Source organism: uncultured Legionella sp., assembly GCF_937871865.1.
Taxonomy (GTDB): Bacteria; Pseudomonadota; Gammaproteobacteria; order Legionellales; family Legionellaceae; genus Legionella.
Map to the genome: position 1 here is coordinate 1 of NZ_CALMPD010000246.1, position 14,545 is coordinate 14,545.

Consider the following 14,545-nt stretch of genomic DNA (forward strand, 5'->3'; position numbering starts at 1 on the left):
AAAGTCATCGCAATCTGGCAAAGTGATGTGTCGGATATGAGCTGCGTGATTGCGCCTGATGGCTTATGTTTTGATTATCAAAAGGAGTTGGCAACAATATCGCAAAAATTAATGCAGCGCCCTCTTTTTAAAGTAAATAAAGTCGCAGTGAAAAAACATCCTGTTCCAGGGGTGACGCATCGTATTGATATTTGTGTGGAAAAGAGCATGCAACGCATCTTTTGTATTAGTATCTGGTTTGATGCACAAGAACTTTTTTTGCAAACACTCACTCCTTTTCTTAAGGATTTTTTGGGAGTATTTAATTTAATGCTTTCCAAAATATTGGTTAAAAACAGAGAAAAATTACTCAATACTATTATGGATAAAGCGGGTGACAGTATCGAAATTACCAATGAAGAAGCCGTTATACAGTACGTAAATCCTGCATTTGAAAAGATTACCCTTTATGATGCCTCGGAAGCCTTGAATAAAACAGTGTCTTCACTATTACGCTCACCCATACAAGATACTCATTTATTCCAACAAATAAAGGAACATTTGGAAGCTGGAATAGTATGGAAAGGGCAAATTCAATCCCGGAAAAAAGATGGAAGCGACTGGATTGCCCAAACCACCATAGTACCTGTTATTGATGAGCAGGGAAAAGTGACTCATCACATTGCGATTAAACAGGATATTACGGAACAAGTGCGGCAGATGAGTCAATTAAAAGTCAGTGAAGAACGCTATAGAAATCTTATGAATGCTGCTTCTGATGCCATATTCATTCATGATTTAGACGGACATTTTTTAGAAACCAATACTGCCGCGTGCCATTCCCTGGGATACACTCGTGAAGAAATCTGTAGTTTATATGTTTGGGACATAGAGATTGGGGCTTCCTACGAAGTATTAAATCAGATGTGGAAAGACCTGCAGGATGGTCCAATCGATTTAGAGGGGCGGCATAAACGTAAAGACGGCACTTCTTTTCCTGTTGAGGTGCGGCTTGGTATTTTTAATGCGATTGGAGAACGATTGGTTTTGGCAATTGTCAGAGACATTTCTGCGAGAAAGCGTTCAGAAGACACCATAAGAAAATTAACGCGTGCTTTAGAGCAAAGCCCGGTATTAGTTATGATAACGGATAAGTCTGGCATTATTGAGTATGTTAATACTAAAGTAATCGAACAAACAGGGTATTGTGCGGAAGAAATCCTGGGGCAAAATTCACGAATTCTTCAATCGGGTAAAACCCCTGTGGAAATTTATGAGTCCATGTGGTTGCAATTGATCAATGGAGAGGAATGGCGAGGTGAATTACTTAATAAAAATAAGAAAGGGGATAATTTCTGGGTTTCTGCGATTATTTCTCCTCTGCGTAATGATGAAGAGGAGACAACCCATTATTTGGCAGTGATGGAAGATGTGTCTCAGAAAAAAAGCTATGAAGAAATGCTTAAACACCAAGCAACCTATGATCATTTAACCAATTTGCCTAATCGCATTTATGGCGTTTCCAAATTAGAGCGAGCGATTTCCAAAGCCCAGGCAGAAAGAAAAAAACTGGCCGTGTTGTTTTTAGATTTGGATGAGTTCAAGCAGATCAATGATTCAATGGGACATGCTGCGGGGGACTTATTGCTCAAGGCTTTATCGGAGCGCTACCTGTCAGTAATCAGGCAAACGGATACTATTGCTCGCCTGGGGGGCGATGAGTTCATGATGATTTTGGAACATCTGAATTGTGTTTCTGATGCGGAGCGTATCGCTAAAAAATGCCAGGATATCTGTGTACAGCCTTTTAAAATAGAATCGCGAGAGTTATTGGTTGCCTCAAGTATTGGAATTGCCATCTATCCTGATCATGGTCATGATGCGAAAACATTAATGCGTAATGCAGATACAGCTATGTATCAAAGTAAAATGAGGGGAAAAAATAATTGGACCGTATTTATGAGGGATATGATCGATGTAGCCACAAATTATATTCATATTAAGTCCGAATTATCTCAGGTTTTAGCACGCAATGAGTTATCCATTTATTATCAACCCATTATTGATCTTAAAAACAATAAGGTGATTGCTGCCGAAGCTTTATTAAGGTGGCATAGCCGTTCTTTGGGGCAGGTTATGCCAGAACAAATTATTCCTGTTGCAGAAGAGACTGGTTTAATTGTTCCCTTAGGTTACTGGATACTGAAAAAAGTATGTGTTCAGCTCAAAGAATGGCAGTTAATTAGCGGAAGAAATATAAAAGTTGCAGTGAATATTTCTTCTGCGCAATTAAAGCAGCCTGATTTTATTTCACAGATCAAGCTCATTCTTAGTGATGCTGCAGTGTTACCTGAATCGTTAATTTTTGAAATTACGGAATCTGCTTTTATTGATGATTCAAAGCTGATTTTGTCCCAATTGAATCAGTTAAATAGCATGAACATTCATTGCTCTTTAGACGATTTTGGTATGAGTTATTCATCACTCAATTACATCCGTTCTTATCCTGTCAAAAGTTTAAAAATTGATCGCATATTTATTCAAAGTTTGAATACGAATAACAATGATCTCAATTTGGTGAGTAGTATTATCGCAATGGCCAGGAATTTGAAATTACTGGTCGTTGCTGAAGGAATAGAAACAGAAGAGCAATTTAACCTGATACGTTCTCTGAATTGTGATTGTGTCCAAGGCTGGTATCTCTCAAAAGAAATGAGTAGTGATATGTTTCTAATGTATTTAATTGATGACTAATTGGTTCAGATGAAAATAAGGAAGATACAAGCATCAGGCTGTGCCTCGTGTTATACTGCGAAGTTTTTTCTCCAATACGCTCTTAAATCGGGCTTTAACACATAGCCTTCAGGCTATTTTTGATATTCTCCTTAGCCTGATGCACTTAATATAAGGAATTTCGTATGTATTCTTTAGATTGGCCGCGTGTTCTCGGTACGCCAAAATCTACCGCTAGTTTTAAGTCAGTTCCTGAGGATTTTCAGGTAAATGAATATTTTGCCGGACAATTTAGTGGCGAAGGAGAGCATATTGTGCTGCAAATAGAAAAAAGAGGCATGACCACGGAAGAAGTAGTGAAATCGCTAGGTCGGCTAATTAATAAACCAGCAAAACTGATTAGTTATGCCGGATTAAAAGATCGCCAGGCATTGACGACCCAATGGCTGAGTATTCATGCGCCAGGAGAGGTTATTGACGGGATAGATACATTAGAGGCTCCAGGGTGGCGTGTTCTTACCAGTACCCGTCATCATAAAAAACTTCGTCCAGGCTATTTAACCGGTAATCAATTTGTGATGCGATTACGTGAGGTCTCTGATGAAGAGGATTTAATCAAACGGATTGAGCATATCAAAGTGTCCGGCGTACCTAACTATTTTGGTGAGCAACGGTTTGGTCGTGAATGCGGTAATCTGGTAAAAGCAGAAGAGTTATTGGTTCAGGGGCGCAAAGTAAAAGATCGCTTTTTAAAAGGCATGTATTGTTCAGCTGCTCGTTCCTGGCTTTATAATCTGATCCTTGCAAAGAGGGTTAAAGAGGGGACATGGAATATTCCTATCCCTGGTGATGTCATGCAATTGAGTGGTTCAAACAGTATTTTTGTAGCCGATGAAATCAATGAGCTTCTTTTGAGGCGAGTTGCAGATAAAGACATTTCTCCAGCCAGCCCTTTGCCTGGCAAGAAAAAGAATATGGTAACGGGATTGGCTTTAGATGCAATAAATGAAGTTTATTCTGATTGGAGCGCTTGGCTGACTGGTTTAGAGCGTCTGGGACTAGAAGAAGCCTGGCGTTCCAATATTCTCCAAGTCGAGGAATGTTCTTATACAGTTAAAGAGGGCACAGCAGAATTATCGTTTAGATTGACCGCGGGTTCCTATGCTACTTCAGTGTTAAGTGAATTGGTTACATATTGATATCGATTCCTCCTATAGCTCCCCATCTGTTCTTAACCTGGACACCATTAAGATGTTCCCACATGGGGATGTCCCCGCCCAGGTATATTGATACTGCGGAGGCAATATTCAGCCTGAATCCAGGCACAACGAATAAAGTAGTGCCTCCGCTATGAGGATCTTTGAATCCGGCAATAGTACTGCGAGTAGCATACTCTCCATTGAGCTCCAAAACCCCGTCGAGATGGAGCTTCATGTGGCGTTCTTCATATATTGGAAATACCAATCCCACATTCACGTCAAAAAGAGAGCTTACTGTTGTTTGTTGAGCTCCTTCAATTCCCGGTGTATAAGTTAAATTGGTACTAATTAGCACTTCATCCCATTTTTTAGTAAAAATCAGACCGCCAAAGGGCGCCCAGGCGCCACTGCCAGCCTGATCTGATGCAGCAAATAGCTCGCCTTCATTATCTCGCTCAGAACTTTTCCCCGTTGGGGCATTTATTCCGGATAGAATTGCTATAGAAAATGGGTGTTCGCCCTTATCAAAGACCCGCCAAAGAGAGAAAAGCGTTGCATCACTAATTGCCGAGATGTTGCCCAGAGTAGACACTGTTTGTAAATCCTGTGCATCATCAAAAGTGGCTGCGCGTAATTTGGCAGTATAAATATACGGCAAGCTTGCTCCCAGGGTAAGGTTTTCCCCTAGTCCATAACTGAACATCAGGAAATTGATGATGGTGACATTTTGGCTTTCCGCATCAGGGTGCTGGAGTAATTCCAGATTGCTTAACGGTTGATTAGGATAATATTCTGTGCGTTGGCTGATACCCCATCCCCCCTTGTCCATAGTATCCGTTGTGGCTGTTGTGATCGGGGCACCTAAGCCTATGGAGAAATTGATCGATTTTTGTGTGGGAGCTGCATTCAGGCTGACATAATAGCAACAGGCTAAACCTAAAACTAACTGGGCTATTTTGTTCATGGCTATCCGTTGATTACACATGCAGTTGTTTGGCATGAAATTGCAAATGATCCTCTATGAAGGTGGCAATAAAATAATAATTATGGCCGTAGTGAGCATGAGTGCGCAGGTTTAACGGAATATTGGCTTTACGGCATGCCGCGACCAGCAATTCTGGCTTTAACTCTTCTTTTAAAAATGGATCAGCAGCCCCCTGATCAATCAGTAGTTCCCCATGAGGCCAGGCATGGGTTTTTAATAATTCACAGGCGTCGTATTGTTGCCAGGCTTTTTTATTATCTCCCAAATATCCTTGGAGAGCATTGATTCCCCAGGGGGATTGAGTTGGGGAACAAATAGGGGCGAACGCGGAAAGGCTGCGGAATAGGTCTGGATTTCTAAGCCCTATAGTCAACGCACCATGCCCTCCCATTGAATGGCCAAAAATACCGCAACGTGCCATATCGATGGGAAAATGACTGCCTATTAATTGTGGCAGTTCTTTACTGACGTAAGAGTACATTTGGTAATGCTTACTCCAGGGTAATTCTGTTGCATCGAGATAAAATCCTGCTCCCTCACCAAAATATTCACGCTCGATCTGACTTTTTAAATTCAGGCCTCGTGGGCTGGTATCGGGAGTTACAAGGGCTAAACCGAGTAACGATGCCATTCGTTGTGCCCCGGCTTTGGTGATGAAATTCTGTTCCGTACAGGTTAAGCCAGACAACCAGAACAGCACCGGGACAGAGTGTTGTTCTGCTTGAGGAGGCAGATACAGTGCAAAATTCATTGCGCTGCGAGTGGTCTCAGACCAATGAGTGTAGACTGTTTGTGTCCCATCAAAACAGCGATTCATCTCAAGTTGTCGTAAAGACATCAGTGAACTCCCTTTTCGGTATTATTAGAAAGTTAATACGGTACGAATAGAGGTGCCTTTGTGCATTAAATCGAAGGCTTCGTTTATTTGCTCAAAGGGCAACTCATGAGTAATCAAATCATCTATATTGATGTGTCCTTCCATATACCAGTCGACTATTTTGGGCACATCACTGCGTCCACGTGCTCCGCCAAATGCCGAGCCTTGCCATACTCTGCCAGTAACCAGTTGGAAGGGACGGGTTGATATTTCATGACCAGCAGGCGCCACACCAATAATAGTCGATACGCCCCAGCCTTTGTGGCAACATTCTAATGCTTGGCGCATTACTTCTACATTCCCTATACATTCGAACGTGTAATCGGCACCGCCGTGGGTTAATTCAACTAAATGCCCCACCAAATCACCCTTAATGTCGTGTGGATTAACAAAGCCGGTCATCCCCAACTTTTTCGCCAACTCGATTCGATTAGGATTAATATCAACGCCGATAATCTGTCTTGCCCCAACCATGCGCGCGCCCTGGATGACGTTGAGTCCAATTCCTCCTAAACCAAATACAATGACGCGGCTTCCGGCTTCAACTTTCGCATTAAACAGTACCGCTCCAAGACCGGTAGTGACTCCGCAACCGATATAACACACCTTGTTAAAGGGAGCATCATTGCGAATTTTAGCCAAGGCTATTTCTGGTACGACGGTATAATTGGCAAAGGTTGAGGTGCCCATATAATGATGCATTGGTTTGCCATTTAAACTAAATCGTGACGTACCATCAGGCATCAATCCTCGCCCTTGAGTACCGCGTATCGCTTGACACAAATTGGTTTTTTGCGAGAGGCAATAGTCACATTGCCGGCATTCCGGAGTATATAAAGGGATTACATGATCGCCAGGTTTCAGGCTGGTTACGCCTTTACCCACTTCCACAACAACCCCGGCTCCTTCATGCCCAAGTATTGTTGGGAATAGTCCTTCGGGATCTGCTCCTGAAAGAGTATAAGCATCCGTATGACACACTCCAGTTGCTTTAATTTCCACCAGTACTTCATCATGACGAGGTCCTTCCAGGTCGACTGTTTCTATCACAAGCGGTTGACCCGCTGCAAATGCTACTGCTGCTTTTACTTGCATTATTGTGTCCTTAATAATGTCTAATAATGTGCAATTATTGGGGGGGCGACGCTATATTTTACTCAAAATGACCGATTTTCCGCACTCCGATAATACATACTGCGTATGCTACGCTTCGCCATTCTAAGTCTGTCCATTTTGGCTCAAACTGGAGAAAAGTCAACGAAGTCTAATGGCGATAGCAATAAAATTTATTTAAAATCAGATAGTTTTGACGGTGAACGTCGAGGGTCTCAATGTCGCTTAATGATTCCTTATTCCAGGTTTTGTGAACAAATTTTGTTTCTCGCATAAAAACCTGTTGTTGCGGGTTTTAGCGAAGTATCCAGATCAAAACTTCGCTAAAATGCTTCACTTTGCTTAAAAGGAAACTTATTTGCAATAGGCTTAATGAACCTAGTATTGGTTGAAATTGGCTATGGTTAATCCACAGCATGATTCAGTCGTCGTATTTAAATTTTCCACTACAGTGGCCGCGGCACGAGTGACCACATGGACAGGATTCATAATGCAGGCGATTGCTGCAGAAAGTGCTGCAACAACGGCCATTGCCGCTGAAACCAGAGACAGGGCTGCTGTTAATTTGAATGCATTGATTGTTGAGCGACATAAGTCAGAGGTTGGAGCAATGATCGCCAACGCCAGAGCACAGGGAGCTAAAATAGCAGTTGCGGCGGCGGTCAGTATGCCTTTTACTAAAAAACTTAATGCATTTACTCCAAGCCAGAGTGGTTTTTCTATAGGTCGAATCGCAAGGGTAGATAAATCATCAATAGAGCGAATAGGTTTGAAATAATTTTTTTGAGGAATAGGGATGGCTTCTTGATATTTAGCACGTAACGGGCTGTACGAATCCCAGGAAGAATCTATATGTGAAAAAAACGTGTGGCCGGCCATTTATTGCTCCATGAGTAAAATTAGCCGAATAGTAAAAAAAAGTGCAGCATTTGTAAATGTAAATCACTAGTGTTCTTTTTATCGTTAATTATTCAGTTTCATTGCGCATGGTATATATTTAAAATTCGAATGAACGCATTTTATAATGGAGATGGATTATCATGACGCAACCAATACCGGCTGGATATCATACTGTGACTCCCTGCTTTACATTTAAAGACTCACAAAGTGCAATAGAGTTTTATAAAAAAGCGTTCAGCGCTGAATTAGTCGACTTGTTTCCCAATTTAAATGGTCCAGGAATAATGCATGCCACTGTGAAGATTGGTAACTCAATCATTATGATGGGGGACGAAATGGATGGGAATGAGAATTGTCCTAAAAGTGCTGAGACGTTAGGCTGCTCCCCCATCAGCTTTTTCTTATACGTGACCGATGTTGATGCTTCATTTGAGCAGGCTGTCGCTGCCGGTGGAAAAACGACCATGCCAGTTCAGGAAATGTTCTGGGGTGATAGAGTGGGGATGATCATCGATCCTTTTGGTTATTCGTGGATGCTTGCGACGCACACCACCGATTTGACTGAGGCGCAAATAAAAGAGCGGGCTGAAGCATGCTTCTCTGTTGCTGGGAATACTAAAAAATAAAGTATTCTTTGATTTCATGCCCAAGGAGAGAACGATGGAAGCAGAGAAACAAAATGAACGACAGATGTTTGTTAATTTGTCGGTGAAGAATCTGGATGAGACAATTAAATTCTTTACAACATTGGGTTTTAAATTTAATCCTCATTTTACCAATGAGAATGCTGCGTGCATGATTATTGGCGCAACTAATTTTGTGATGTTTTTGGTGGAACCGATGTTTAAAGGATTCATTCCTCATCATGAAATAAATGATTCTTTTAAAAGCAAAGAGTCTTTGGTCGCACTGACTCTTGAAAGCCGCGAAGCGGTTGATCTAATGCTCAAAAAGGTTCTTCTTGCTGGAGGTACAGAATATAGGCCTGCTGAAGATCTTGGTTGGATGTATGGGCGTGCGTTTCAGGACATCAATGGTCATGTTTGGGAGCCATTCTTTATTGATATGAAGTCCATGTCTGATCAGTTGAATAATAAAGAGTAATCATCCTGTCAGGGCTATGTGATGTAGCCCTGACTTTTTTAAAATGGTTCGAATTATATTTTTTTTACAAATTGTGATTTCAGTTTCATTGGACCTATGCCATCTATTTTGCAATCGATGTCATGGTCACCTTCGACCAGGCGAATGTTCTTAACTTTGGTGCCTACTTTTACGACCAGGGAAGAACCTTTGACTTTCAAATCTTTAATCACAGTAACTGAATCACCATCTTGAAGGATGGTTCCGTTGGCATCCTTAATGATACGAGCACTTTCCAGAGTGGGCTCTTGATTGTCTTTAGCCCATTCATGGGCGCATTCGGGACAAATATATTGGGAGGCATCTTCATAAGTATATTCAGAGTTACATTTGGGGCAATTAGGTAATGTATTCATTGTCGTTTCCTGGAGACTGCGAAATAAAGTGCATGATACCGTATTCAAGGAGAAAGGTATAATCGGATGGCTTCCTGTCTCATCATTATGATAACTAACTTTTTAATGGTATCCCCCCCCTAAAGCGTGATACGGCTTTAGGGGGGGATACGGCTTCAAAATAGGGTTATTTTCTCGGTGTGTTGCTTACATCATCCAATGAGTTTTCAGGGGGGGCTGTTGTAGTTGTCTCTCCTGTATTGGCGAACAGATGGGGAAAGTGTGCCACATCTGATACATGTTTGGGGGGCGCGTGATTAGGCATTGTTCCTTTGTTATTTTCTTGCATAGGAGCATCAGTCTTGTTTTTTGTTTGAGGAATGGGATCGGGGGCGGTAGCGAGAGCGGTTATATAACCACCTAGACCGGCAAGTAGTCCTGTGCTGGCTGCAAAAGTGCCTCCTAGAGCCAAGACACCCAAAAGTCCTGTTCCAAAAGGAGTAAATAGGCCTGTTAATACTAATAACATACCGGTGGCGAAGCCAATAGACGAGCCAACAAGTGCCGAAATTGTTGCTATGTTGGTGTTGCTGTAAGAAGATGCTTGGGAAACAGTCGCTTTGTCAGCCGAGCCAGATAGTTCCCTTTCTGTAGTTTCTGAATTAATAGCAGCGTAATCAGCAGCATTAGTTGCAGAGGGCTCATCATCTATTTCTGATTCGTATGGTGTTATTGGGGTAGGTCGCGGGAGTTCAATCTCTGCGGTATGTTCTTCTTTTATGGCCAACAGATTCAGAATATCCTGGTGATAAGTTTGCCAGTTAAATTGTCCGGGCAGCTCGTTATAACCACGAATCTGTTGTTCGTTGTACAGATTATGTTGGGCTGCTAAAACCATGTCCGGGTAATCAGACAGGCCATCGTCATCAAGAATATAAAGATAGGAGGCTCTTTCTTTTAGAGAGTTCAGATGTTCTGTAACATCCTGGTATTTTAATCCTGAATCCAGAATGGTTATTTTCTGGATTTCTTCTGCAGAAAATCCTTGATATTTAAATAATGCGCTAATGTAATCGGCCCGGTTTTTGGTGACTATATTGATGCTGACTCGCTCACTCTTTAATAAGTCATGGAAAAACAGTACTGCATCTGCGGACATTAAGAACGAGGTGTCTTCTTGACTGTAATCAAAACCATGACTAAATAACCCAAATTTATTTTCGAAGAGTTCTTGAATATCTCCATTGGGTTTCATCGGTGTGTTTTTATAATCTTGTACTTTACCTTCTGTATAGCCAACTAAAAGCGATTGATAAAATGGAGAAAAAACAGCATTTTTACCCACTTTTCCGGTCACTGTGCCATCAAAATCAGTGTAAATTACAATATTAGTCATTATCATTCCTGTTGTAAGAACATTAGTTGCGACATTATAAAAGAATTTACTTAAGGTATCATTAAGCTGTTCTTGGGGAATTTTATGATAAATTCCCCACATTTTTTTATGAGGGGGCTACAGCTTCTAATTAAGGCCTAGTTCGGCAACAAAGGCCAGGCCTAGTTTGGTAAAATTAACCATGTGTTCTAAGTTAATGATCTCCAGTTTATCCTCTGAAGTATGCACATAAGGGTTGTCATCCTCCAGGGTTGTCGCTGAAGGATAGCTGGCTTTAAACCCTTCCATGGTCCAATTGGCGTGATCGCTGCATGCATAGCCGCATTTGGTATAAGCAACTGGAACTTTTACATATTGGGTTAACAATTGTGCGATAAATTGAGTTAAATCCGAATCGACATAATCATCTAGCAACCAAATGGTATTGTCTTTTGGATTCGCTCGAAAACCTGCCTGATCTAATTGCATGACGGCTTTGACCGGAATTTTTTTATGTAAAAAATGGTTCACGACGTAGCTTGAACCAACCAGACCTCTTTCTTCTGCGGCGTAGGCGATAATATATACCGGATGCTCCAGGGGTAATTTCGATGCTAATAATACGCGGCTAATCTCCATGGCAACAGAAATGCCACTTGAATCATCATCTGCTCCTGGCATGTTGCCGTCTAGGGTATCGATGTGGGCACCTATTATTATGGCGTCTCCTGGTTTATCTTTACCAATAAGGGTTACTGTTGAGGGTTGTGGGTATTTTTTTCCTGTAGTTACAAAATAGCTTTCAATATCCGTACGGCCGTATTCATGTGCTAAATGCTCAAACTGTTGCTTAAACCATTGCGCAGCAGCAATCCCTGTTTCTGTCTTGGCTGAGCGATTAAGGTAACTGGTCATATGTTGATTGGTTTGCCAGATTTTGTGAGGATCGATGTGTTGGTATAATTCTTTGACTGCTGTTGGATGTTTTATGGGATAGGTGGTTTTCGTGTTTATTGAATTTTGCTGAGTCGCATGATGGATTAATTGTTGTGTATCTATCTTGCCTTGGCTGGGCGTGTTATAAAAAGCATCCAGATTAAGAAATTTTCCACAGTCAACTCGGTTGTCATGCATGATCCGTTCTACATCATTATCCAGCGTAGTTTCAATCAGGCTATATCCGTTTGACTGGTCGATTAAATGGACTTTATCTTTTAGTTTGTTCAACATGCAGTTGCTCACTATCAAGTGATCTTGAGCTATGGCATAAGAGCTGAAACAATAAAGAAATAACATACAGAGACTATTTAATTTAAATAGCATGAGTAAAACTCCATTTTAAAAACATACGCGCTCCATACTAAAATAAGGATGGGCTAAAGTATCCAGATGCGGAGAGTATCACAGATTCAAACAGTTAGACGAGATGGAATTTACTAGTGATATAAGTGGTGCCACCTGGGTTGTGTTGGCAAAATAAACACTAAGACAAAAGATTAAACCTTATTGTTAATTAATGTGTTATGGTAAAGTATTTTAAAAGAAGACCGAAAAGTAATGTAACGATTAAAGAGTGACTTTTATGAAAATATATACTATTGGTGCAAACAGAATACGACTGATTATTAGTCAATGGATACTTCATTTGCTTGGTATTTTGATTCTTATTGGTAGTTTTCTCGCCATTTCTTTTTTGATGCTCGAGTACACTATTTTCTGTAAAGACAAACAGTTAAATAGTGCTAACAATTGTTCTTTAGAACGTAGTCTTTTTAATGTTTATCGTTCTACTACTCATTTGGGCACATTAAAGAGTGCCTACGTCCAAAGTGGGCAGGGGAGTAAAGGCGGTACCGTTTATTCTGTTACTATTGTGACCGACAATAATACTGTAAGCCTGACTGGTGGGAGTTCAAGTGGTCGAAAGAATAAAGACATCGCGGCGGACGCAATAAATACTTACATCAGTAAAAGTCTCGATACGCATTTCAAAGTACCTTATCCTACTCCCTGGTGGGTCTATGCCTTAGTGGCAATTTTTCCCTTGCTAGGCATCTTTTTGCTCACTGCTCGAGGAGCTATAATCGATTTTAATCGCCTATTAAAAACCATCGTTATTGAACGAAAAGGTTTTTTTCATACCGATAAGCAGCAAGTGCCGTTTTCAGAGGTTGACAGGGTTATTATTGAGGAACACCCTGGAAGCAAAGGTGGCAAGACCTATAGATTGGCCCTGGCTTTGAAAGATAAACCACCGTTACCGTTGATAGAAACTTATGATGCCTCATTGAGTAAAAAAGAGCGTATTGCCAAACAATTGAATGATTTTATCCGGGATGTGGATGCTATATAGAGAGAGGTACCATTGATGTAATGGACTCATTCAATGATTTCTTAATAAAACCTTAATACTAATTGATTATAATGTGAACAGTTTTTTGAGTGCTGCCCCAATGGATCTGTAAAGCTCATTTATTTATCTTTATCGATACTCAAGGCAATTAATCTCAACGTGTATTGATTTTTTTATTAGGAAGGCATGATGTCCAAAATTATTAATTTCACAATTATCATCATCATCGGTTTTTTCTGCTCCCCTGGTTACTCACAAAAAGTAATTAATCTCAGCCCTAATGAAAGTAAAATGATGAAGAACGGCACTTTGTGGACTATTAATGCTACATGTACTATTCAAGGAACTGTTCATAATGTAAATAAAATTAAGATAAGCGTTTTGAAAAATAACGGGACAGTTAATGGCAAGGCTTTATCGACAGGACAGACAACGTTTGTCACGGTAAAAAATAACAGCAGTATTACGGTGAGCGCAGAATCAGGCACCCAAATCAATTTAATTAATCTGGGTTCAGAGCAGGTACAGGCTGTTTGTTATACCTGATCTATAATGTATTAAATTCACTATGTTCTTCCCAGGGTAAGTCTTTTCGGGTATGAGAGTCTACCCTGGCGAGTAGCGGGCCGCGTTGCAGCCAGATATAAAATTGCTCCAGATGTTCTTTGGTGCCACAGGCAAATACTTCTACCCTGCCATCAATCAAATTCCGTGCCCAGCCGTTGATGTGCAGTTTATCGGCTTCTCTTTTTGCTGAAGCACGAAACCATACTCCTTGAACTTTCCCTGAAATATAACAATGCATGCAGAGCTGTTGAGTCATAAGAATGATGCCAATAGAGGTTATGAGAATAATTTTAGCATAATTAAGCGATTAGGTAGTTGCCTGGCAGACGCATGATAATTGGCGGGCTGTGTTTACAAAAATTCAATTTGTGTGTTGTTTTTGCCCAAGATGTTCTTTTTATATCTAGAGAAATATGCGGCCGATATCAGCTAAGTACAATGTACATGATACTATGGTAAGTACAGTTACGGGTAAAGAATACCCTTATGTTATTTTTACGATAAGACTGCCTAATAAAAATGAGCAGTACGTAAAATTGTGGACTAATGATGATTACACCCAAATCTTTAATGTAGTTATTGGTCAGGGTGATAAATTATATTTCCCGATGAAAGTTGAGCAATGGATGTCCGTACTGCTTAGCTCCTGGAAGAACAGCACAAATGAGATGGTTCAAAAAGACTTATATACTTTTATTTATGAAGCAGGCAAGGTGGATTGCATCATTAAAAATATCTCGGATGATTTAGAAAACGATTTTGAACAAACAGAACCAAGCGAGACGCTCGTGCAAAAAGTGGCATCGCAATACAGTCGTTTTTTTTAATCTGATTTACCTAATGTCGCATTTTATCCTATTAACTCATATCCTACAGAGAAATTCGCTGAAGTTGGTTATGGTCATATCGCAGTGATCTAGGCATTTCTTAATAGGGGTTCTTTGCAGGAAGGTACTAAATTTCCCAGCACACCCATACAATCCTTT

15 protein-coding genes are annotated in these 14,545 nt (G+C 40.7%); 7 read left to right on the forward strand and 8 right to left on the reverse strand.

Annotated features, from left to right (window positions below; translation table 11 throughout):
• Both Q0495_RS12995 and truD read left to right on the forward strand, forming a co-directional pair.
• The coding region (locus Q0495_RS12995) for an EAL domain-containing protein (RefSeq protein WP_298627035.1) at positions 1 to 2,733 on the forward strand (2,733 nt) is incomplete at its 5' end.
• Between the two features lie 164 nt (positions 2,734 to 2,897).
• The gene (truD, locus tag Q0495_RS13000) at positions 2,898 to 3,911 is read left to right on the forward strand and encodes a tRNA pseudouridine(13) synthase TruD (RefSeq protein WP_298627037.1); all 1,014 of its coding nucleotides are present in this window, start codon (positions 2,898 to 2,900) and stop codon (positions 3,909 to 3,911) included.
• On the opposite strand, the gene Q0495_RS13005 is transcribed toward truD, so the two are convergent.
• From Q0495_RS13005 to Q0495_RS13020, 4 genes are all read right to left on the reverse strand, one after another.
• Positions 3,901 to 4,875, reverse strand: a complete 975-nt coding sequence (locus Q0495_RS13005; RefSeq protein WP_298627039.1) for a hypothetical protein — start codon at positions 4,873 to 4,875, stop codon at positions 3,901 to 3,903. The two genes, truD and Q0495_RS13005, sit on opposite strands and share 11 nt — an antisense overlap.
• 13 nt (positions 4,876 to 4,888) lie before the next feature.
• Positions 4,889 to 5,734, reverse strand: a complete 846-nt coding sequence (gene fghA / locus Q0495_RS13010; protein ID WP_298627041.1) for an S-formylglutathione hydrolase — start codon at positions 5,732 to 5,734, stop codon at positions 4,889 to 4,891.
• Positions 5,735 to 5,758: 24 nt separating this feature from the next.
• Complete coding sequence (locus Q0495_RS13015; protein ID WP_298627043.1) at positions 5,759 to 6,868, reverse strand: S-(hydroxymethyl)glutathione dehydrogenase/class III alcohol dehydrogenase; 1,110 nt, start codon at positions 6,866 to 6,868, stop codon at positions 5,759 to 5,761.
• A 396-nt stretch (positions 6,869 to 7,264) separates the two neighbouring features.
• Complete coding sequence (locus Q0495_RS13020) at positions 7,265 to 7,765, reverse strand: hypothetical protein (protein ID WP_298627045.1); 501 nt, start codon at positions 7,763 to 7,765, stop codon at positions 7,265 to 7,267.
• A gap of 161 nt (positions 7,766 to 7,926) precedes the next feature.
• Between Q0495_RS13020 and Q0495_RS13025 the strand changes: the two genes are divergently transcribed.
• Together Q0495_RS13025 and Q0495_RS13030 are read left to right on the forward strand one after the other, a co-directional pair.
• Positions 7,927 to 8,412 (forward strand): VOC family protein, encoded by a 486-nt coding sequence (locus tag Q0495_RS13025; RefSeq protein WP_298627047.1) that lies wholly within the window; start codon positions 7,927 to 7,929, stop codon positions 8,410 to 8,412.
• Between the two features lie 34 nt (positions 8,413 to 8,446).
• Positions 8,447 to 8,890, forward strand: a complete 444-nt coding sequence (locus Q0495_RS13030) for a hypothetical protein (protein WP_298627049.1) — start codon at positions 8,447 to 8,449, stop codon at positions 8,888 to 8,890.
• A gap of 53 nt (positions 8,891 to 8,943) precedes the next feature.
• Here the strand turns inward: Q0495_RS13030 and Q0495_RS13035 are convergent, their stop codons facing one another.
• The 3 genes from Q0495_RS13035 to Q0495_RS13045 all read right to left on the reverse strand — a co-directional run bounded on the left by Q0495_RS13035 (position 8,944) and on the right by Q0495_RS13045 (position 11,962).
• Complete coding sequence (locus tag Q0495_RS13035) at positions 8,944 to 9,285, reverse strand: zinc ribbon domain-containing protein YjdM (protein WP_298627051.1); 342 nt, start codon at positions 9,283 to 9,285, stop codon at positions 8,944 to 8,946.
• 166 nt (positions 9,286 to 9,451) lie between these two features.
• Positions 9,452 to 10,660, reverse strand: coding sequence for a hypothetical protein (locus Q0495_RS13040; RefSeq protein WP_298627053.1), 1,209 nt, complete (start codon positions 10,658 to 10,660; stop codon positions 9,452 to 9,454).
• Positions 10,661 to 10,786: 126 nt separating this feature from the next.
• Positions 10,787 to 11,962: a M20/M25/M40 family metallo-hydrolase gene (locus Q0495_RS13045; protein ID WP_298627055.1), complete on the reverse strand. Its 1,176-nt coding sequence runs from the start codon at positions 11,960 to 11,962 to the stop codon at positions 10,787 to 10,789.
• A gap of 259 nt (positions 11,963 to 12,221) precedes the next feature.
• Here Q0495_RS13045 and Q0495_RS13050 point away from each other — a divergent pair, with 259 nt between their 5' ends.
• Together Q0495_RS13050 and Q0495_RS13055 are read left to right on the forward strand one after the other, a co-directional pair.
• Entirely contained in the window at positions 12,222 to 12,992 is a 771-nt protein-coding gene (locus tag Q0495_RS13050; RefSeq protein ID WP_298627057.1) for a hypothetical protein, read from the forward strand.
• A 189-nt stretch (positions 12,993 to 13,181) separates the two neighbouring features.
• Positions 13,182 to 13,538: a hypothetical protein gene (locus Q0495_RS13055; RefSeq protein WP_298627062.1), complete on the forward strand. Its 357-nt coding sequence runs from the start codon at positions 13,182 to 13,184 to the stop codon at positions 13,536 to 13,538.
• A 1-nt stretch (position 13,539) separates the two neighbouring features.
• Here Q0495_RS13055 and Q0495_RS13060 read toward each other — a convergent pair whose 3' ends face one another.
• Positions 13,540 to 13,815 carry an acylphosphatase gene (locus tag Q0495_RS13060; protein WP_298627059.1) on the reverse strand — a complete coding sequence of 92 codons (276 nt, stop codon included), beginning with the start codon at positions 13,813 to 13,815 and terminating at the stop codon, positions 13,540 to 13,542.
• Positions 13,816 to 13,972: 157 nt separating this feature from the next.
• Here Q0495_RS13060 and Q0495_RS13065 point away from each other — a divergent pair, with 157 nt between their 5' ends.
• Positions 13,973 to 14,386, forward strand: a complete 414-nt coding sequence (locus Q0495_RS13065) for a hypothetical protein (RefSeq protein ID WP_298627061.1) — start codon at positions 13,973 to 13,975, stop codon at positions 14,384 to 14,386.
• Positions 14,387 to 14,545 lie beyond the last annotated feature (159 nt).